Below are 20,421 nucleotides of genomic sequence, written 5' to 3'. Positions count from 1 at the left end.
ACAGACTTAATGAACATCCATGAGTATCAGGCAAAAGCGTTGCTGCGCTCTTACGGGGCGCCGGTTTCTGACGGCCGCGTTGTATTAAAGGCAGAGGATGCCAAAACCGCTGCTGGTGAAATGGACGGGCCACTTTGGGTGATCAAAGCGCAAATCCATGCCGGCGGACGCGGCAAAGGCACGTTTAAAGAAGCCGATGCTGGCGAAAAAGGCGGTGTAAGGCTAGCCAAATCTGCCACCGAGGCCGCCGAAGAAGCCAAAAAGATGCTTGGGCGGACATTGGTCACCCATCAGACGGGCCCATCGGGAAAACAGGTCAACCGGATTTATATCGAAGATGGCGCCGGTATTGAAAGCGAGCTTTATCTAGCATTGCTCGTCGACCGGCAAACCAGCCGGATTTCTTTCGTCTGCTCGACCGAGGGCGGTATGGACATCGAAGAGGTGGCCGCCGAAACACCGGAAAAAATCCTATCGTTCGCAGTTGATCCGGCAACCGGTTATCAGGCCTATCATGGCCGCCGCATCGCTTTCATGTTGGGGCTTAGCGGCAAACAGGTCAAACAATGCGTTGGCCTAATGGGTACGCTTTATAAGATGTTCACCGATAAAGACATGGAAATGCTTGAAATCAATCCTTTGATTGTGACCGATGGCGGCGATCTAAAATGCCTTGACGCTAAAATGGGTTTTGACAGCAACGCAGTCTACCGGCATGCGGATATCGGCGAGTTGCGCGATACCACCGAAGAAGACCCCAAAGAACTTGAGGCTTCTAAATACGACCTCAATTACATCGCTCTGGATGGTGAGATTGGCTGTATGGTGAACGGCGCAGGCCTTGCCATGGCGACCATGGATATCATCAAGCTTTATGGCGCCGAACCGGCCAACTTTCTGGATGTAGGCGGCGGCGCCACCAAAGAAAAGGTCACCGAAGCGTTCAAAATCATCACCTCTGATCCCAATGTGAAGGGCATATTGGTCAATATCTTCGGCGGCATCATGCGCTGCGATGTGATCGCCGAGGGCGTGGTAGCGGCGGTCAAAGAGGTCGGCCTGCAAGTGCCTCTTGTGGTCCGGCTCGAAGGCACCAATGTGGAAAAGGGAAAAGAGATCATCAACACCTCAGGGCTTGATGTCATTGCCGCCGACAATCTCAAAGACGGCGCAGAGAAAATCGTCAAAGCGGTAAAGGGGTGAAACCATGGCAGTTTTAATTGATGCAAATACCAAAGTGATCTGTCAGGGGTTTACCGGCTCGCAGGGCACATTTCATTCAGAGCAAGCGATTGCCTATGGCACCCAAATGGTGGGCGGGGTGACCCCCGGCAAAGGTGGGCAAAGCCATCTTGACCTGCCGGTGTTCAACTCGGTGCATGAAGCAAAGCACGTCACCGGCGCCAATGCCACGGTGATCTATGTGCCGCCACCCTTTGCCGCCGATGGTATCCTTGAGGCCATTGATGCCGAAATGGAGCTGATTGTGGCCATCACCGAAGGCATTCCGGTGCTGGATATGATGAAGGTCAAACGGGCGCTGGAAAACAGCAGCTCGATCCTGATCGGGCCAAACTGCCCAGGGGTGATCACGCCGGATGCCTGTAAAATCGGCATTATGCCAGGCCATATTCACCAGCGCGGCTCGGTCGGGGTTGTGTCCCGCTCTGGCACGCTCACCTATGAGGCGGTGAAACAGACCTCTGATGTGGGGCTTGGCCAGTCCACCTGTGTCGGCATTGGCGGCGATCCGATCAAAGGCACCGAACATATTGATGTGCTAGAGTGGTTCTTGGCCGATGATGAAACCCAGTCGATCATCATGATCGGTGAAATTGGCGGCAGCGCCGAAGAAGAAGCTGCGCAATTTATCAAGGATGAAGCCAAAAAGGGCCGCAGCAAACCCGTCGCAGGCTTTATTGCAGGCCGCACCGCGCCTCCGGGCCGGCGCATGGGCCATGCTGGCGCTATCGTTGCGGGCGGCAAAGGCGGCGCCGATGATAAAATCGAAGCCATGCGCAGCGCCGGCATTGTCGTGGCGGATAGCCCGGCCACTTTGGGTGAGGCAGTGTTAGAAGCGATTGGGTAAAATGTTGATTAAAAACACAGGGCATGTTGTTCAGGCAACGTTCAAATACAAGAACGGATGCGGTGAAAATGCGCAACAATTTTGCGAGGCACCGTATGCGAGCACTTGAAGCCACGAAATCTTGTCTGACAAAGTATGCCACCTTCTCCGGACGGAGCAGTTGTTCGGAATTTTGGTGGTTTTACTTAATTACCGGCCTGATACAAATATTGTTAAGTAGTATCTCAGTCATTTTAGTGGTGGTTCTCTATTTTGGCCTTATTTGTCCGATATTGGCCGTATCATTCCGAAGAATGGCAGACGTAGGCATGCGTCATCGCTGGGTCATTTTCATTCTGGCAGCTTTAATGGTTTTTCTTGGGGCTGTAGGCCCTATTTTTCCCACTAGTCGTCAAATGGTGCTTTTTGAATTGATAACAATGACCAGTTACTGGGTACTGGCCTTGATAGCATTTTACCTGCTCATTCAACCATCCGAACCCGGCTCCAATAGATACGGTCCCAACCCACATGAGGTGCCCCAATGACCGATCAATCCCCAAATGCGCAATTTCATGCCTCTAGCTTTATGCAGGGCCATAACGCTGAATATCTTGAGCAGCTTTATGCGCAATATGCCAACGACCCTGCGGCAGTAGACGCGGCTTGGGCTGAGTTTTTCGCGTCCCTTGGCGATGCAGAACTGGATGTCAAAAAAGAGGCCCAAGGCCCTTCATGGGCGCGCAGCGACTGGCCGCCGCAACCCGATGACGAGTTGACCGCCGCCTTAGATGGCATGTGGCCCGCGCCTGCCGAGGCACAGGGGGCTGGGAAAAAGATTGCGGACAAAGCGGCCGAAACGGGCGCAGAAGTTAGTGATGATGCTATCAAGAGGGCGGTTCTGGACAGTATACGCGCCTTGATGATTATTCGCGCCTACCGCATTCGTGGCCATCTGGCCGCCGATCTTGATCCGCTGGGGATGCGTGAAAAAACCAAACACCCCGAGCTTGATCCACAAACCTACGGCTTTGCCGATGCCGACATGGACCGGCCGATTTTTATCGACAATGTACTTGGGCTGCAGATTGCCACCATGCGGCAGATCATAGACATCGTCAAACGCACCTATTGCGGCACTTTTGCCCTGCAATACATGCATATATCCGACCCAGAACAATCAGCATGGCTGAAAGAGCGCATCGAAGGCTTTGACAAGGAAATCACCTTTACCCGTGAAGGCCGCAAAGCAATCCTGAATAAGATGGTCGAGGCCGAAGGTTTTGAAAAATTCCTTCATGTCAAATACATGGGCACCAAACGGTTTGGCCTTGATGGCGGCGAAAGCCTTATTCCGGCACTGGAACAGATCATCAAGCGCGGCGGTGCGCTCGGGGTCAGAGAGATTATCATCGGCATGCCGCATCGCGGCCGTTTATCAGTGCTTGCCAATGTGATGCAGAAACCTTACCGCGCCATCTTTAACGAATTCCAAGGCGGCTCGTTCAAACCCGAAGATGTCGACGGATCGGGCGATGTGAAATACCACCTTGGCGCCTCATCCGATCGCGCCTTTGACGACAATACTGTGCATCTGTCACTGACCGCTAACCCAAGCCATCTAGAAGCAGTGAATCCAGTGGTGATTGGCAAAGTGCGCGCCAAACAGCAACAGCTTGGCGATGATGACCGCACCAAAGTGATGCCCCTGCTGCTGCATGGCGATGCCGCCTTTGCCGGTCAGGGCGTTGTGGCCGAATGTTTTGGGCTTTCTGGGTTGCTTGGCCACCGCACCGGCGGCACCATGCATGTGGTTGTCAACAATCAGATCGGGTTTACTACGGCGCCGCATTTTAGCCGCTCTTCGCCCTATCCCACCGATATCGCTTTGATGGTGGAAGCGCCGATTTTCCATGTCAACGGCGACGACCCCGAAGCGGTTGTGCATGCGGCCAAAGTCGCCACCGAGTTTCGCCAGAAATTCCACAAAGATGTGGTCATCGATATATTCTGCTACCGCCGGTTTGGACATAACGAAGGCGATGAGCCGATGTTTACCAACCCGATTATGTACAACAAAATCAAACGCCAAAAAACCACGCTTTCGCTTTATACCGAACGGCTGGTCAAAGACGGGCTGATCCCCGAAGGCGAAATTGAAGATATGAAAGCCACGTTTCAGGCACGTATGAACGATGAATTTGAGGCTGGTAAAGATTACAAACCCAACAAAGCTGACTGGCTTGATGGACGGTGGTCGCATCTTGATAAACGCGGCGAAGATTATCAGCGCGGCAAAACCTCAATCTCAACCGACCTTATGGCTGAAATTGGCACTGCGCTAACCCGGGTTACAGATGGGTTTCCCCTGCATAAAACCATCGCGCGGCTGCTCGGGGCGCGGCAGAAAATGTTTGCCGAAGGGGCTGGTTTTGACTGGGCCACTGGCGAAGCGCTGGCCTTTGGCTCGTTGCTCACCGAAGGCTATCCGGTGCGGCTGTCCGGTCAAGACAGTACTCGCGGCACTTTTAGCCAACGCCATTCGGGTCTGATCAATCAGGACACCGAAGAACGCTATTACCCCCTAAACACAATCCGCGAGGGGCAAGAACAGTATGAGGTGATCGACTCGATGCTGTCCGAATACGCGGTGTTAGGCTTTGAATATGGCTATTCGCTTGCCGAACCCAATGCGCTTACCCTTTGGGAAGCCCAATTTGGTGATTTTGCCAATGGGGCGCAGATCATGTTTGATCAGTTCATCAGTTCCGGCGAAAGCAAATGGCTGCGCATGTCGGGTTTGGTTGTGCTTTTGCCGCACGGCTACGAAGGCCAGGGGCCTGAGCACAGCTCTGCCCGGCTTGAGCGTTTTCTACAAATGTGCGGGCAAGACAACTGGATCGTGGCCAATTGCACCACCCCGGCGAATTATTTTCATATCCTGCGGCGACAAATGCACCGCAATTTTCGAAAACCGCTTATTCTGATGACCCCTAAATCGCTTTTGCGCCATAAAAGGGCAGTGTCAACGGTCGATGATTTTACCAACGGGTCCTCGTTTCACCGGGTGCTTTGGGATGATGCTCAAAAAGGCAGCTCAACAACCAAGTTGGTGGATGACAAAAAAATCAAACGTGTGGTGATGTGTGCTGGCAAAGTTTATTATGACCTGCTTGAAGAGCGCGATGCACGCAGCATCGACGATATTTATCTGATGCGCTTTGAACAATACTACCCCTTCCCGGCGATCTCGGCCCTCAAAGAGCTGGAACGCTTTTCGCAGGCTGAAATGATCTGGTGTCAGGAAGAGCCCAAAAATCAGGGGGCCTGGACCTTTATGGAGCCAAATTTGGAATGGGTTCTGAGCCGGATGAAGGCCAAACACAGCCGGCCGGTCTATGTGGGACGCGCCGCCAGCGCTTCCACTGCCACCGGCCTAGCCGCCCAGCACAAAGCCCAACAAGAAGCGCTGATCAATGACGCGCTGATCAATGACGCGCTGAGCCTTAAAGGAAAATAAGCTGATGACAACCGAAATTCGTGTTCCAACCCTTGGCGAATCCGTAACTGAAGCCACCGTAGCCACCTGGTTCAAAGCCCCGGGCGACAACGTCGCCGTGGATGAAATGCTCTGCGAGCTTGAGACCGATAAAGTCACGGTCGAGGTTCCAAGCTCGGTTGCGGGCACACTGGCCGAAATTATCGCCGCCGAAGGCAGCACCGTGGGGGTCGGTGCCTTGCTTGCTGTGATCAGCGATGGCGCAAGCGCCGCACCGACCGCTGCACAACCAGCCGCACCGATCGCCGAAGCCCCCGCAAATGACCAACCAGCAGCCTCAACCGGCAGCCTCGATGTTCTGGTGCCGACCTTGGGCGAAAGCGTCACTGAGGCAACCGTCACCACATGGTTCAAGGCCGTTGGCGATGCTGTTGTCCAAGATGAAATGCTTTGCGAGTTGGAAACCGATAAGGTCAGCGTTGAAGTGCCCGCCCCTTCTGCGGGCGTTCTGAGCGAAATTCTGGCCGCCGAAGGCAGCACTGTGGCCGCCAATGCAAAACTGGCCGTTCTTGCTGCCAGCGGCACTGCCACTGCCGCAGCGCCGGCTGCCGCCGGTGGTGAGCCAAAGGCCAAAGCCGCAAGCGCTGCAGATATAGAAGATGCGCCCGCAGCCAAAAAAGCCATGGCCGAAGCCGGTATTGGCCGTGATAAGGTGACCGGTACGGGCCGCGACGGCCGAGTGATGAAAAGCGACGTGGCTCAGGCCGTTGCCGCAACGGCCGCGCCAGCTGCGGCGGACGCCGCGCCAGCAGCGCCGCGTGCACCCGTGGCCGCAGATGATGCAGCCCGCGAAGAGCGCGTAAAAATGACCCGCTTGCGGCAAACCATCGCCCGCCGCCTCAAAGACAGTCAAAACACTGCCGCCATGCTCACCACCTATAATGAGGTGGACATGGGCGCAGTGATGGAAATGCGCAACACCTACAAAGATCAGTTTTTGAAAAAACACGGTGTCAAGCTGGGCTTCATGTCGTTTTTCACCAAAGCCTGTTGCCACGCCCTAAACGAAGTGCCTGAGGTCAACGCCGAAATCGATGGCACGGATATCGTCTATAAAAACTTTGTCCATATGGGCATCGCCGCAGGCACGCCAACAGGCCTCGTGGTGCCCGTGATCCGCAATGCCGATGCAATGTCGTTTGCCGAAATTGAACAGGCGATAGCCGAAAAAGGCGCCCGCGCCCGCGATGGCAAACTTTCCATGGCCGAAATGCAGGGCGGAACTTTCACCATCTCGAACGGCGGCGTTTACGGATCGCTAATGTCTTCGCCAATCCTGAACCCGCCGCAATCGGGTATTTTGGGCATGCATAAAATTCAGGACCGCCCGATGGCGATCAACGGCGAAGTGGTAATCCGGCCAATGATGTATCTAGCGCTCAGCTACGACCACAGAATTGTGGATGGCAAAGGCGCTGTGACCTTTTTGGTGCGGGTCAAAGAGGCCCTCGAAGACCCCCGCCGCCTGCTGATGGACCTGTGATTTTAATCTACAACAAAGAGCTTTTTCTTTGTTCAAATACTCAAAAAACGGCGCGGCATATGAAAACTCCGCAGCTCCAAGCCGGATAGGATTGAAAGGAAATATCTGATGGCCAGCTATGATGTGATTGTGATCGGCAGCGGCCCAGGCGGCTATGTGGCGGCCATTCGCTGCGCCCAGCTGGGGCTTAAAACCGCCTGTGTCGAAGGGCGTGAAACCCTTGGTGGGACTTGCCTGAATGTGGGCTGCATCCCGTCAAAAGCCCTGCTGCATGCCAGCCATATGCTGCATGAGGCGACGCATAATTTCACCAAAATGGGACTTAAAGGCAAAAGCCCCTCGGTCGATTGGACCCAAATGCAGGCCTATAAAGCCGAAACCATCGAGGGCAACACCAAAGGCATCGAGTTTCTGTTTAAAAAGAACAAGATCGACTGGCTCAAAGGCTGGGCGCGCATTGCCAAAGCCGGTCAGGTTGATGTTGGCGGTGATATCCATGACGCTAAAAACATCATCATCGCCTCTGGCTCGACCCCCTCAACCCTGCCCGGTGTCGAGATTGACGAAGAGATAGTTGTCAGTTCAACAGGCGCATTAACGCTGCCAAAAATACCCAAAAAGCTTGCAGTCATCGGCGCTGGCGTTATCGGGCTTGAGCTGGGCTCAGTCTATGCCCGCCTGGGCGCAGAGGTCACGGTGATCGAATACCTTGATGCGATCACGCCGGGGATGGACGCCGAGGTGCAAAAAACCTTTCAAAGGACCTTGAAAAAACAGGGTTTGAAATTCGTCATGGGCGCAGCAGTGCAATCCGTCGAGCGGCTAAAAACCAAAGCCAAGGTCAACTATCAGCGGCGCAAAGACGGCAGCGCTCAGCAGATAGATGTAGATGTGGTTCTGGTGGCCACGGGGCGTAAGCCCTTTACAGATGGTTTAGGACTGGCTGATCTTGGCATCGAGATCAGCGAGCGCGGCCAGATTAAAACCGATGCGCAATGGCGCACTTCGGTCAGCGGCATTTATGCAATCGGTGATGCGATCGACGGCCCAATGCTGGCGCATAAGGCCGAAGACGAAGGTATTGCAGCGGCCGAGGTTATTGCCGGACGCCATGGCCATGTGAATTACGATGTGATCCCGGGCGTGATTTATACCCACCCCGAGGTCGCCTCGGTCGGCCAAACCGAAGAGGCGCTAAAAGAAGAAGGCCGCGCCTATAAAGTGGGTAAGTTCATGTTCATGGGAAATGGCCGCGCCAAGGCAAACTTTGCCGCCGACGGTTTTGTGAAAATTCTGGCCGATAAAGACAGCGACCGGATCCTTGGCGCGCATATCATCGGACCAGCAGCGGGCGATTTAATCCATGAGGTCTGTGTGGCAATGGAGTTTGGCGCCTCTGCCGAAGATCTGGCCATGACCTGCCATGCACATCCCACCTATTCCGAGGCCGTGCGTGAAGCGGCGCTGGACTGCGGTGATGGGGCCATTCACGCCTAAGCGGCTTAGGCCCCTGCCGCCCCAATCTTTGGTTCGGTATCCAGATAACTAGACCAGTCTTTAAGCTGTGCGCACCACTGCGCCAGCTTTGGATAGCTTGCCAGCATCTTTGCGCCCTCTTCAGCTTGGGAAAAATAGCCAAACATCGGTGCAAGATGGCAATCTGCAAGTGTTTTTTGCCCACCCAGGCGCGCAAAGCCATGGCCGCACAGTGGCTCCAAGGCCTTTAAGACAGGCGCCGAGGCCGCGATGCCAATGGCAATTTCATCGTTGCTGGCCTCAAGTCCCTCAATGGGGCGAAAAACCCGATGTGCAAAAACCTGCCGGATCATAGGCCGGTAGCCATAATTGTCGATAATATTAATCGCCTGCGCCATCTGTGCCGCTGCCATTGGCTCTTTTGGAACCAAGGCAGGGTCTGGAAAACTTAGATCAATATAACGGCAAATCGCAGCACTTTCATAAAGCGTAAACGCGCCTTGCTTTAAAACGGGCACCAACCCGAACGGCGTGCGTTCAAAACGGGTGTGAACCTGATCTTCGGTAAATGGATTGATTTCCAAAACCGCGTAAGAAAGCCGCTTTTCTGCAAGAGTTAACCGTGCAATCCAGCAATAGACACTATAGCGATAGCTATAAAGAACCAATGGTTGGGACATGTCTTTACTCTTTCTTGGCTTTCTAAAATTCTATCCGCTGTGCAGCGCCTAAAGGATTTGGGGCTTTAAATGTTTGCCAATTCTAGCATATTTGCCACAGAAAACCAAAACGCCTGCCAGCAGGTCATGCTTTGGCAGGCGCTTTAATTTTCTATCGCAATAGCGGTTAAGCCAGCAAGCTTTTAGGTAGGCTCGGGGGCCATATCTCCGGTATCACCGCTAGGTTTTGATTTGGGCTTGGTTTTCGGGATCATCGTGACCGAAGGTGCATTGCCCGCATCATCGCTATCGTCTTCGCCGTCTTCCGCTTCTGGCGGATCACCGCGCATCACGCGTTTAATCTGATCTCCGGTCAGGGTTTCATATTCCAGTAGGCCCTGCGCCAGCCGCTCCCATTCTTCGTGCTTTTCTGTCAAAATGGCATAGGCGCAATCATAGGCATCACCGATCAACCGCTTGACCTCATCTTCGATCAATTCCTTGGTATTGGCCGATACAGACAGCCCGGCTGTATTGCCCGAATAACCTTCATGGGCTTCGGAATAATCAATATCGCCAACTTTATCCGACATCCCCCAGCGCAGCACCATGGCGCGCGCCAGACCCGACGCCTGCTGGATATCGCCCGCCGGCCCGTTCGAGACATTTTCAGGTCCATATTTGATGATCTCAGCGGCTTTGCCCGCCATAGTCATCGCCATTTTTTCTTCGCATTCTGATTTATGCCAGTTGAGCCGGTCAATTTCAGGTAGCGATACAACCATCCCCAACGCACCGCCGCGCGGGATAATTGTCGCCTTGTAGACAGGATCACACTGGGGCAGGTTCATCCCAACAACCGCATGACCCGCTTCGTGATAGGCGGTTTTTTCCTTCTGGTCCGAGGTCAGCACCATACTGCGCCGCTCAGCGCCCATCATGACTTTGTCTTTGGCGTTTTCAAAATCAATCATATTGACCACAGAGCGCCCGATGCGCGCAGCCATCAAAGCCGCTTCATTCACTAGATTGGCCAGATCGGCACCGGACATTCCCGGTGATCCACGCGCAATCAGACGCAAATCCACATCTGGTCCGAGCGGGGTTTTACGGGCATGAACTTTAAGAATTTTTTCACGCCCTTTGATGTCCGGATTGGGCACGGTGACCTGACGGTCAAATCTGCCCGGACGTAGCAATGCAGGGTCAAGCACATCACGGCGGTTGGTCGCAGCAAGGATAATCACACCCTCATTGGTTTCAAAGCCATCCATTTCGACCAACAACTGGTTCAGCGTTTGCTCGCGCTCATCATTACCGCCGCCATAGCCGGCGCCTCGGTTACGCCCGACCGCATCAATTTCGTCTATAAACACGATGCAGGGTGCGTTTTTCTTGGCCTGCTCAAACATGTCGCGTACACGGCTGGCGCCCACACCAACAAACATTTCCACAAAATCAGAGCCGGAAATGGTAAAGAACGGTACCCCGGCTTCGCCAGCAATGGCGCGCGCTAAAAGGGTTTTACCCGTACCCGGAGGGCCCACCAAAAGCGCGCCCTTGGGAATCTGACCACCAAGGCGGCTAAATTTTTGCGGGTTGCGCAGAAATTCGACAATCTCTTCAAGCTCTTCTTTGGCTTCGTCAATGCCGGCCACATCATCAAAGGTGACACGGCCCTGCTTTTCGGTCAGCAATTTCGCACGCGATTTGCCAAAGCCCATGGCCCCGCCGCGTCCGCCGCCCTGCATCCGGTTCATAAAGAAGATCCATACTCCGATCAGCAACAGGAAGGGGAATATTGTCATCAAAAATGATTGAATACCCGACTGCTCTTGCTGTTCAGCCCGAATGGCCACGTTGTTTTCGATCAACAGCTCGGTGACATTGGCATCATTGGGGCGAATGGTAACGAATTCACTATTATCCGTGGTGACAATGCGCACCTGTTCACCATCGAGTGTTGCTGAGGAAACCGTTCCCCCGCGGACCGATTTTACAAAGTCAGAATAGCTAATTTCGCGGGTCTGCATCGTACCAGCGCCTGAGCTGAAGACATTAAACAGCACGACAATTAACAAAAACAATACGATCCAAAAGGCGACGTTGCGATTATTGCCCAAGAGACTCTCCAAACTTAATTCAGTAAATGTGCTTAGCACAGGGGTGTTATGAGTTAAATAGCCATCAAATTTAAAGGTTCAATGGGCAATCAAAGATTGATCAAAAGGCCGCAGGCTAAATTCCACATTAAAGGGCGGATTTTTGCTTAATCCGGGAACAGTTTGCAGCGCCCCATCTTGGTCAAAAAGAGCTGGGCAGGCCAAGAGCGAGCGAAAAGGAATGTCCTTGGGCAAAAGTGGGCGCACTGCCTGCGCGCCCGCCTCGCCCAAAGGCTTAATCACCCAGCCGGCGGCAGTATCATGCGCGGGCGGCAAAAGGTTCAAACGCCAACGGCCATCCCATAGTGCTTTTGGGGCGGCTACAACGCTCATATCCGCCACGGCATGATATTCACGCGTGATGCGCAGACGCCCTTTCCATAGGTATAGCAAGCAGCCATGTAACGACTGCGCAGCGCCCCCTGCCACGGCCTCGGAGCAGCGTCGCAGCGCCGCATAACGCGGACGGTAAGGGTTGGAAGACACCCAACAAAGCGCCGCCGCAAGCAGACGATCTGAAATCTCTGTCGGTTCCTTTAGAAGCGCCTGCAGATCAATAGTTAAATCACCGTGATACTCTTGCACCAAATCGCGCACCAGCCTGCTAAGCTGTCGATCCAACGCCTCTTTGGCCTGCCCCATTCGGGCAGCCGTTTCTGCAAGCACCGATGGGCCAAGCCCTGCCCCGCTGATCTGGTTCAGAAGCTGGCGCATTTGAATACGTTCATAGCTTGGGTCTTGGTTGGAAGGGTCTTCGACCCACTGCACATTTTGTTGATTTAAATAATCACGCAGCGCTTGACGCGAAATACCCAGCAAAGGGCGCAGCACCCAATAGCCGTCATCCCCAGCCGCAGAGCCAACAAAACGGCAGGTTGGAATGCCGGCCAACCCATCAACGCCTGAGCCACGTTTCAGACGCATCAAAAACGTCTCGGCCTGATCGTCTAGGGTATGGCCCATCAAAACCAATTGGCTATCGCCGCGCGCGTCATCAAGTAACCGGTAGCGCGCCTGACGCGCTTGATCTTGAAGATTGCCTTGCCCGTCCCAGTCTGCCCAACACAGTGTTTTATGTGTGAGCCCAAGCTCAGCTGCTGCCTGCGCTACAAATTGCGCCTCTGATGCGCTGCCGGATCGCAGCCCATGGTCAATCGTGACCACATGGCACTGGACGGCGTGCACCTCAGCCCATTGAGCAGCAAGATGCATTAGTGCCATACTGTCCCCGCCGCCCGACACGGCCAGCGTTAAATGGCTTAAGGGCTTACCAAGTGCAGCAGGTATATTTTTCTGAACCGCATCTGCAAAGGCCGCGGCTAAAGAAAGTGGGTCGTTTACAGACACTGCAAAGCAAGCATTTCATCTTGGGCATCAATGGCAAACTGCGTGTTGGGAAAGCGAATTTCCACCTGCGACAAAGTCTGACAGCCCGCATCAACCTGTCCCAAGCTCACCAGCGCCTTGCCAAGCCGCATCAACGCCTCTGGGGCAACCGATGCGTTTGGATAATTGCTGAAACTTTCCAAATAGGCCCGGGCACTGGCTTTATAGTCAAAATTTCCATCCAATGCCTTGCCGCGCGACAGATGCGCCTCTGCGGTCAGAGGGCTACTCGGATAGGTTTGGGTAAAGCGCGCAAAAAGTTCAGCGGCTTCCTCATAGCGTTCTTCATCCAAGGCCCGCTGCGCCATGGCAAAATCTGCCTCTTCTCCAACTGCAAGCTCGGTTTCGGCTTGGGGCTCATCATCAATGGGAAATTGCGCCACTTCGCCGCCCAGTGTCGAGGTCTCGCCGAGCGTTGAAATATCCCCGCCTTCCAACTCAACCAAACGAAACTCTAAATCACCAACCCGGTTGGTGCCGTCTTTGACCACCTGGTTGATCCGGAACTCTAGCTTTTCAGTGGCTCCTGTTAACCGCCGCAACTCTGCTTCGACCGCATCTAGACGGTCGTTCACATTTGCCCCAGACCCGATGCCTGAGGGCGCTTGGGTGGTTGAAAGTTCCCTGTTCAGCCGCCGCAGTTCATAATACAGAACCGAGAGATCCTGACGGATATCGGCTAACGTTTGCTCACGCTCCTGCGCCTGCATGGCAAACGGAAGGGCAAGAAAGACCAGTAATAAGCAAAAACCTCTTCCTATCATGATCTGCTAAAACCCAACGTTGTTCAAAACAGTCACACCACGGCGGTTTTGTGCATAGCAGCGCTCAAGACTGCAAAGTTCAACTGGGCGCTCTTTGCCATAGCTGAGGGTTTGTATTCGATCTCCGCTAACCCCTGCAGCAATGAGGTATTCTCGTACCGCATTGGCGCGCCGGGCTCCAAGAGCAAGGTTATATTCGCGGGTTCCCTGTTCATCTGCATGACCTTCGATAATCACCGTAAATTCAGTATTACCATTCAACCATGTGGCCTGCCCATCAAGCGCAGTGCGGGCTTCTGCATTGATGACCGATTCATCGATAGCGAAAAAGACCCGGTCTCCAACCGATGTTTCAAAAAATGCTTCTGAGGTCGGATCATCAACTGATCCGCGACTGCCGCCATTGACACCTGATCCCGGGGCACTTGTTTCAGAACACCCAATTAGCACTGTCAAACACAAAACTGCGCCGACTTGGATTAGCCATCTCATTGTCTTATGTCCTCATATTTTCCATTGTATTAACACATCTTGTATCTCATGGGAACGCCAGAGCGCTTTTGCTATTGGCGGTTTAACGCCCAAGCGGTGACCACGCCGGATCCGAGGCCCCATCGGGGGTTTTCACCGGTTTTAGATTGCGCCCCGAGATATCCACCGAATAAAGCGATGCGGCGCCACTTGCGCCTTGGGTTTCACGGGTAAACATAATCACCCGCCCATTCGGAGACCAGGTTGGCCCTTCATCTAGAAAAGATGCCGTGAGCAGACGCTCTTTTGAACCATCTACGCGCATCACACCAATATGAAAGCGGCCTTTGTTTTGTTTGGTATAGGCAATCAGATCACCGCGGGGTGACCAAACAGGCGTGCCATAGCGCCCATCACCAAAACTAATACGCTTTGGCGAGCCGCCGCTTGCAGACATCACATACAGCTGCTGCGAGCCAGAGCGATCGCTTTCAAAGACGATTTGTGATCCATCGGGCGAAAAGCTAGGCGCGGTTTCAATCGAGGCGGCATTGGTCAAACGGCGGCTTTTTCCAGAGCTTAAATTCATCAGATAGATATCTGTGTTTCCGCCTTGTTCAAGCGAATAGACAACAGATTTTCCATTTGGGGCAAAGCGTGGTGCAAAGCTCATGGTGCCAGCGCTGTTTTGCAGTACTTTGCGTTTTACCGACCCTACGTCGAGCACGTATATATGCGGAAATCCAGTCTCATAGCTGGTGTAGAGCACCCGGTCGCCAGTGGGTGAGAACCGCGGCGCTAAAACAATCGAAGTGCTATCGGTCAAATATTGCACATTGGCGCCATCATAATCCATAATCGCCAGACGCTTTTTGCGCGCGCCCTTCCGGCCGGTTTCGGACACGAAGACAACACGGCTGTCGAAATAACCGCTTTCGCCAGTGATCCGCCCATAAACCACATCCGCTACTTTATGCGCCATCCTGCGCCATCCATCCGCGCTGCCGGTAAAGCGCAGACCTTTGCCTAATTCCGCGCCCGCGAAAACATCGTAAATTCGAAATTTGACGGTGATTTGCCCCGTTGCACTGCCGCTGACCGTGCCTGTGATCAAGGCTTGCGCATTAATCGCCTTCCAGTCGGAATATTGCACAGGTGAGGCAAAGCTGGTGATAGTCGAGATATGCGCCGCCTCAGGTATTGCACGAAACAGCCCCGATCCGGTTAAATCCTGCGCGACAACTTCGGCCAACACCTTGGCGTATTCGGCCCCCGCAGCATTTTCGGCAATAAAGCTAGGGGCGGCGAAAGGCAGCGGTTCGACCACGCCCTCGGTGATTTTTATCCGCAGCGGGGCAGACACCGCCGCCGTGGCCAATAGCAAACTTGTTAGTAGGATCAGTATACGCATCATTATCTCGTTCTCGATTCTGGATCGAATATTATTTCAATTTCTCGCCAATGTTCATATTTTTCTTTGGGCAAATCATAGCCTTTTTTCTGGCAACGTAAAATAGCTCTTCTTGCTGCCTCAAAGGCTATTTTTTTCGCCCTGTCTGAGCCGCCTTCCCCACTGATCAATCGCAAACTGCCGCCTTTTACCTTTCCCTCGGGTGTCATTGACATTGCCACTGTCACTGTGACGTTCGACACGAGGCTGCCTTCATCCACAATCCAGCAGGCTTGCACATCATCACGCAGACCTTCTTTTTCGTCTTTTGTCAATGCCGGACCTGTGGCCTCTGATGGTTCAGATCCACCTTGCATCGCTTCTTGAAGTGCAGCTTGGATCGGGTCTTCTTGCGGTGTTGGTTTCGGCTCAGCTTCTGGTTTCGGCTCGGGTTCCGGCGCTTGAACAGGATCTGGTGATTGATTTGCAATTTCAGGTGATGGCTCAGGTGCCTTTGGCGGCTCGGGCAGCGCCGGTCTCGCCTGTGGGCGCACCGAGCTGTCGGGCGCCATCTTTGGCGGCGTGTCTGTCTCGGCCAGACTTTCGCGTGCTGCTTCTTCGGGGGCTGTGGCGTCAACTTCGGGCTGCGGGACCGCCGCAGGGTTTTCAGACGGGGCTGCGGCTTGGCGAAGTTGATCCTCTTGGGCAACATCCGGCGGTGGCGGTGCAACGGGTTTTGGGGCAATCCGCTTGTCCGGCTGCGGGCGCGGCGCAGGCGCAGAGCGCGGCACAATAAAAGCAGCATCATTGCTTTGCGGCGCCGCCAATTTTGTTGGTTCGGTCACCTCGGGGGTCGGGATAAGCAGTGGATCAGGGGTCTGCGGGGCGCTGCGCGACGTTTCTTCCGGCTGCACCATCAGCTCCGGCTGCGGGATATTTTCAACCGCCTGTTCTTGACTGGGGCGTTCGGGCAAAGGATCTGCTTCCGTCTCTGGCTGCATCAAATCCTGTGGTTGTAGCTCGGCCTCTGGGGCGCGGTCCGTCATCACAATATCGGCGTATTCGGAAAGGCTCACTACAGAGACGTTGCTTACGTCAACCGGCAATTGCTCGGATTGAAACACACCGCCAAGCAACATCCAGCCAAGCAACCCGATATGTGCACTTCCTGAGATATAATGCCCGATATGCATGCGGCCCTCTTAGCCGTCCGTTTCGGCCAGCGTCGGCCCACCCACATCCGTGACCAATCCAATATTGGAAAATCCACCCGCATTAAGCGCGCCCATCACCTGTACCACGCGGGCATAGGAAATTGCGCCATCCGCGCGCAAAAACACCCGGTCGCTGTTGCGCTCAACGGCAATGGCTTTGAGTTTATTAATCAACTGCTCTGGAGGGATTTCGGTGTCTTGCAGCATCAGCTTGCCTTCTGCGGTCAAGGTGACGGTCAAGGGCTCTTCCTTTTCGGTCGGCAACGCATTGGCTGCCGTTTTCGGCAATTCAACAGGCACCCCAACCGTTAGCATCGGCGCCGCCACCATAAAGATGATCAGCAGCACCAACATCACATCGACAAAGGGCGTAACATTAATCTCAGACATCGGTTTATTGCGGGTACGGCGACTCCGGCGCGACTTTGCCTGACTTGAAACTGTGCTCGCGCCCATATCAGCTGTCCAACTGACGGCTAAGAATGGTTGCAAACTCATCTGCAAAGCCTTCATAACCTGCGATAATACGTTCGCTATCAGTGCTCAGTTTATTGTAGAAAATGACCGCAGGGATCGCGGCAAGCAGACCCAGTCCCGTGGCGAGAAGCGCTTCGGCGATCCCGGGGGCCACTACAGTCAAATTGGTATTTTGCTGCTGCGCAATCTCGATAAAGGCATTCATAATACCCCATACAGTGCCAAAAAGACCGATAAACGGCGCGGTTGACCCCACTGTGGCCAACACCGGCAACCCTGCCTGCAAAGCTTCGGCTTCTTTCGTAACCGCCACGTCCATTGAGCGCTCGATCCGCGACTGCGCACCAGCGATCAAGGCCCCGTCCGAACGGTGGCTACGTTGCCATTCGATCATGCCCGCTGCAAATATCCGCTGCACTCGGCCTTTGGGCTCGGGGCCCATTTTTTCAAACAGTTCATCGAGGGGCTCACCTGACCAAAACAGCCGATCAAAGCGCCGCGCTTGGCGGCGGGCATGGCGATATATTATGATCCTCTGGACGATGATTGACCATGCCCAAAACGAGGCAAAGACCAAAATCGCAATGACTATTTTGACTGTAAGGGTGGCCCGGGCAAACAATGCCCAGAATGAGAAGTCGATCTCTTGCGCTAAAGCCAGCGTTTCTGCTTCCATCTGCCTGCTCTCTATCTGCTATCTGTTTGGCCATTTTACGGCTTCTAACTCGCGCAAGCCTAGACCAAAAAACAACCAAAACCAAGAATTATGCCGTCGATCCCGGCGAAATCACAAATTTTTGTTCAATTTGAGGCGAAATTCCGCTGGCAAGCGGGTCGCTTTGCCACCTTCGGTCAGTGCAATCAACGTCACGATGGCTTTAAACAGCGCCTCTTTATCGCGCTCAACTGTTTGCTCTAGACGTACCCGCGCGCCGGTGATGTCCAAAACCCGCGTGCGAACCTGTAGCCGGTCTCCAAATTTTGCCGCCTGCAGATAGTCAGCTTCAATCCGGCGCACCGCGAAAACCACCCCGCGCTCGGCTTTAAGCCGCATCTGGTCAATCCCGAGCGTTTGCACCCATTCGCTGCGCGCGCGTTCAATAAATTTTAGGTAATTGGCATAATAGACGATCCCAGCCAGATCGGTATCTTCATAATATACGCTCAGATCAAATCGATGATCGATCATCATTCGGCCACCTCGGACAATGTAAGACGCGCAGACAGACGCAATGCGTGCGTGGGATCAGCTGCCACCGCCGGCAGTACCGGATCATAGGCCGCGCGGATCAAATTAGCGATCTCGGGCCGCAACACGGTTTTACCACCGGGCAGAATAGCCAGCGGTGAACGTTGGGCAAAGGCGGCCTCGGACCATAGAACGATTGTTTGCACCGCTTGCGACAGGCACAGGGTTTGCGCCGGCATGTCAGCCAAAGATTTATCCATTCTTAGAAACACAAAGCAGGCTTTGATTGCTCCTGCGGTATCAAATCTAAAAATCCGATATTGGTTCGCCGCCTGGTCGGTCAACCGGCCGACCAAAGCGTCCAGTTCAGGCACAAGCTTATCAAGATCACGAACGCCGAGCAGTTCATTCCAGTCCCGGCAGAAAAACACCATCAGGTTTGACCCCAATTCCGGGTCGGTTTCCGCCATCTTATGATTGGCCAGCGTCACCACCGCTTCGATTGCGCCTTTAAGCACCGCCAGTGTCGCATCCTCTACCCCAAAAACAATCGGGGCGATTGGCCGCCCCCAGCGGGCAAAACCATAGCGTCCATTGCTGCGGTTGAAATGGGTCTCGACCTCTTGCGGTGTCATTTGAAATTGAGCTCCTTTGATGGTCGAATTGATCTTTACCTGCGCAGGTTTAGCATTGTTTTTCGCCCTGTCCAAGACGGGATCGGGGCAGGCAGTACTGGCCAAAAATAAAATTTTTAGTCAAAATATCAAACAACAACGAGCATTTTTTGGCATAGGCTGCACTTTCGCACCCAAGATGACTAAAATTATGAGCTATACAGCCGTAGACTCTATGCCCGCCCGGACGAAAACAGTGACGTCGGAATTACTGTTTCTCCAGATCCGGCTTCACCGGTTCGCCCCGGGCGGTGCACTTTTTCCGACCTCGTGCCCGGCGGATGGCAAGCCTTTGTTTGCGATCCGTCGGGACATTATTAAGCGGAAAATGGGTGGCAAAATCACTCCGCCGCAAAACAGATGTGATACTGACGCAAAACTGTAGGTTGTTTGAGCCGGGTTTTCACCCCATCACCGAGCTATATGCTATTCGAATAAATTGCTCTGGCCTTTGGGGGCGCTCAGCCCCAGATGGGTCCACCCAAGCTGTCCCAGCATCCGGCCGCGCGGTGTACGTTGAACCAAACCCTGTTGCAAAAGATAAGGCTCGATCACATCTTCGAGCGCATCACGGCTTTCTGAAAGCGCTGCGCTTAGGGTTTCTACGCCCACTGGACCGCCGCCATAATGTTCAGCAATGAGAGTAAGATAGCGCCGATCAGCCCCATCAAGACCAAGATGGTCCACCCCAAGACGGGTGAGCGCATGATCCGCCAGCGCCTGGGTGACGCGCCCGTCACCTTCCACCACGGCAAAATCCACCACCCGGCGCAGCAGACGCCCGGCGATCCGCGGCGTACCGCGCGCCCGGCGGGCAATTTCACGCGCCCCGCCTTCATCAGAAGGCGCCCCAAGCTTGCGCGCATTGCGGCTGACGATCTCAAAAAGCTCGTCCTCAGAATAAAACTGCAGCCGCGTCGGAATACCAAACCGATCCCGCAGCGGGGTTGTCAAAAGCCCAAGCCGCGTGGTGGCCCCCACCAAGGTAAAGGGCTGCAATTCAATCCGCACGGTGCGCGCGGCCGGGCCTTCACCGATGACCAGATCAAGCTCGAAATCTTCCAGCGCCGGATAGAGCACCTCTTCCACAACCGGGTTAAGCCGATGAATTTCATCTATAAATAGAACGTCTCGGGCTTCAAGGTTGGTCAGAATAGCCGCCAGATCACCGGCTTTGGCCAGTACCGGCCCCGAGGTCATGCGGAAATTCACGCCAAGCTCGCGGCTGATGATCTGGGCCAATGTGGTTTTACCAAGCCCGGGCGGGCCGTAGAACAGGGTATGATCCATCGCCGCACCGCGCTGGCGCGCGGATTGAATGAACACGCTTAAGTTAGCCCGCGCTTCGGCTTGACCAATAAACTCATCTAACCCCTGCGGTCTAAGCGCACGGTCATTGTCATCCTCAAGCGGTGCAGGGCGCACTATGGGATCAGGATCGCTCATGCC

Annotated in this window: 19 protein-coding genes; 7 read left to right on the top strand and 12 right to left on the bottom strand. The window is 54.2% G+C overall.

The window, feature by feature from the left end; all coding sequences use genetic code 11:
• The first annotated feature begins 9 nt into the window (after nucleotides 1-9).
• The 6 genes from sucC (at nucleotide 10) to lpdA (ending at nucleotide 8,607) form a co-directional block, all read left to right on the top strand.
• Nucleotides 10-1,203 (top strand): ADP-forming succinate--CoA ligase subunit beta, encoded by a 1,194-nt coding sequence (sucC, locus tag GN278_05600; protein XAT60338.1) that lies wholly within the window; start codon nucleotides 10-12, stop codon nucleotides 1,201-1,203.
• A 4-nt stretch (nucleotides 1,204-1,207) separates the two neighbouring features.
• The gene (gene sucD, locus GN278_05595; GenBank protein ID XAT60337.1) at nucleotides 1,208-2,089 is read left to right on the top strand and encodes a succinate--CoA ligase subunit alpha; all 882 of its coding nucleotides are present in this window, start codon (nucleotides 1,208-1,210) and stop codon (nucleotides 2,087-2,089) included.
• A gap of 23 nt (nucleotides 2,090-2,112) precedes the next feature.
• Nucleotides 2,113-2,616, top strand: a complete 504-nt coding sequence (locus tag GN278_05590) for a DUF805 domain-containing protein (GenBank protein ID XAT60336.1) — start codon at nucleotides 2,113-2,115, stop codon at nucleotides 2,614-2,616.
• On the top strand, nucleotides 2,613-5,588 hold the full coding sequence (locus GN278_05585) for a 2-oxoglutarate dehydrogenase E1 component (GenBank protein ID XAT60335.1): 2,976 nt from the start codon (nucleotides 2,613-2,615) through the stop codon (nucleotides 5,586-5,588). Before GN278_05590 ends, GN278_05585 begins: the two co-directional genes overlap by 4 nt.
• A 4-nt stretch (nucleotides 5,589-5,592) precedes the next feature.
• A complete protein-coding gene (odhB, locus tag GN278_05580; protein XAT60334.1) occupies nucleotides 5,593-7,110 on the top strand; it encodes a 2-oxoglutarate dehydrogenase complex dihydrolipoyllysine-residue succinyltransferase in 1,518 nt (505 codons plus the stop codon).
• 108 nt (nucleotides 7,111-7,218) lie between these two features.
• Nucleotides 7,219-8,607, top strand: a complete 1,389-nt coding sequence (lpdA, locus tag GN278_05575; GenBank protein ID XAT60333.1) for a dihydrolipoyl dehydrogenase — start codon at nucleotides 7,219-7,221, stop codon at nucleotides 8,605-8,607.
• 5 nt (nucleotides 8,608-8,612) lie between these two features.
• Here the strand turns inward: lpdA and GN278_05570 are convergent, their stop codons facing one another.
• The 11 genes from GN278_05570 to GN278_05520 form a co-directional block, all read right to left on the bottom strand.
• Nucleotides 8,613-9,266 (bottom strand): glutathione S-transferase family protein, encoded by a 654-nt coding sequence (locus GN278_05570; protein ID XAT60332.1) that lies wholly within the window; start codon nucleotides 9,264-9,266, stop codon nucleotides 8,613-8,615.
• A 182-nt stretch (nucleotides 9,267-9,448) separates the two neighbouring features.
• Nucleotides 9,449-11,368: an ATP-dependent zinc metalloprotease FtsH gene (gene hflB, locus GN278_05565; GenBank protein ID XAT60331.1), complete on the bottom strand. Its 1,920-nt coding sequence runs from the start codon at nucleotides 11,366-11,368 to the stop codon at nucleotides 9,449-9,451.
• A gap of 78 nt (nucleotides 11,369-11,446) precedes the next feature.
• The gene (tilS, locus tag GN278_05560; protein ID XAT60330.1) at nucleotides 11,447-12,754 is read right to left on the bottom strand and encodes a tRNA lysidine(34) synthetase TilS; all 1,308 of its coding nucleotides are present in this window, start codon (nucleotides 12,752-12,754) and stop codon (nucleotides 11,447-11,449) included.
• Nucleotides 12,745-13,557 (bottom strand): tol-pal system protein YbgF, encoded by an 813-nt coding sequence (gene ybgF, locus GN278_05555; protein XAT60329.1) that lies wholly within the window; start codon nucleotides 13,555-13,557, stop codon nucleotides 12,745-12,747. The genes tilS and ybgF overlap by 10 nt, the downstream gene beginning before the upstream one ends.
• A gap of 6 nt (nucleotides 13,558-13,563) precedes the next feature.
• Nucleotides 13,564-14,049: a peptidoglycan-associated lipoprotein Pal gene (gene pal / locus GN278_05550; GenBank protein XAT60328.1), complete on the bottom strand. Its 486-nt coding sequence runs from the start codon at nucleotides 14,047-14,049 to the stop codon at nucleotides 13,564-13,566.
• A gap of 82 nt (nucleotides 14,050-14,131) precedes the next feature.
• Nucleotides 14,132-15,442 carry a Tol-Pal system protein TolB gene (gene tolB, locus GN278_05545; GenBank protein ID XAT60327.1) on the bottom strand — a complete coding sequence of 437 codons (1,311 nt, stop codon included), beginning with the start codon at nucleotides 15,440-15,442 and terminating at the stop codon, nucleotides 14,132-14,134.
• Nucleotides 15,442-16,611: an energy transducer TonB gene (locus GN278_05540; protein ID XAT60326.1), complete on the bottom strand. Its 1,170-nt coding sequence runs from the start codon at nucleotides 16,609-16,611 to the stop codon at nucleotides 15,442-15,444. The genes tolB and GN278_05540 overlap by 1 nt, the downstream gene beginning before the upstream one ends.
• A gap of 9 nt (nucleotides 16,612-16,620) precedes the next feature.
• A complete protein-coding gene (gene tolR, locus GN278_05535; GenBank protein ID XAT62558.1) occupies nucleotides 16,621-17,088 on the bottom strand; it encodes a protein TolR in 468 nt (155 codons plus the stop codon).
• Between the two features lies 1 nt (nucleotide 17,089).
• Entirely contained in the window at nucleotides 17,090-17,785 is a 696-nt protein-coding gene (gene tolQ / locus GN278_05530) for a protein TolQ (GenBank protein ID XAT60325.1), read from the bottom strand.
• Between the two features lie 111 nt (nucleotides 17,786-17,896).
• The gene (ybgC, locus tag GN278_05525) at nucleotides 17,897-18,295 is read right to left on the bottom strand and encodes a tol-pal system-associated acyl-CoA thioesterase (protein ID XAT62557.1); all 399 of its coding nucleotides are present in this window, start codon (nucleotides 18,293-18,295) and stop codon (nucleotides 17,897-17,899) included.
• 2 nt (nucleotides 18,296-18,297) lie between these two features.
• Complete coding sequence (locus GN278_05520; GenBank protein ID XAT60324.1) at nucleotides 18,298-18,933, bottom strand: hypothetical protein; 636 nt, start codon at nucleotides 18,931-18,933, stop codon at nucleotides 18,298-18,300.
• A 190-nt stretch (nucleotides 18,934-19,123) separates the two neighbouring features.
• Here GN278_05520 and GN278_05515 point away from each other — a divergent pair, with 190 nt between their 5' ends.
• Nucleotides 19,124-19,357 (top strand): hypothetical protein, encoded by a 234-nt coding sequence (locus GN278_05515; GenBank protein ID XAT60323.1) that lies wholly within the window; start codon nucleotides 19,124-19,126, stop codon nucleotides 19,355-19,357.
• Nucleotides 19,358-19,398: 41 nt separating this feature from the next.
• Here GN278_05515 and ruvB read toward each other — a convergent pair whose 3' ends face one another.
• A complete protein-coding gene (gene ruvB / locus GN278_05510) occupies nucleotides 19,399-20,418 on the bottom strand; it encodes a Holliday junction branch migration DNA helicase RuvB (GenBank protein ID XAT60322.1) in 1,020 nt (339 codons plus the stop codon).
• Nucleotides 20,419-20,421 lie beyond the last annotated feature (3 nt).

Source organism: Rhodobacteraceae bacterium Araon29, assembly GCA_039640505.1.
Lineage (GTDB): Bacteria > Pseudomonadota > Alphaproteobacteria > Rhodobacterales > Rhodobacteraceae > CABZJG01.
Note: the sequence above shows the minus strand (reverse complement) of the source record. Positions and strands in the feature narration are given on the sequence as shown.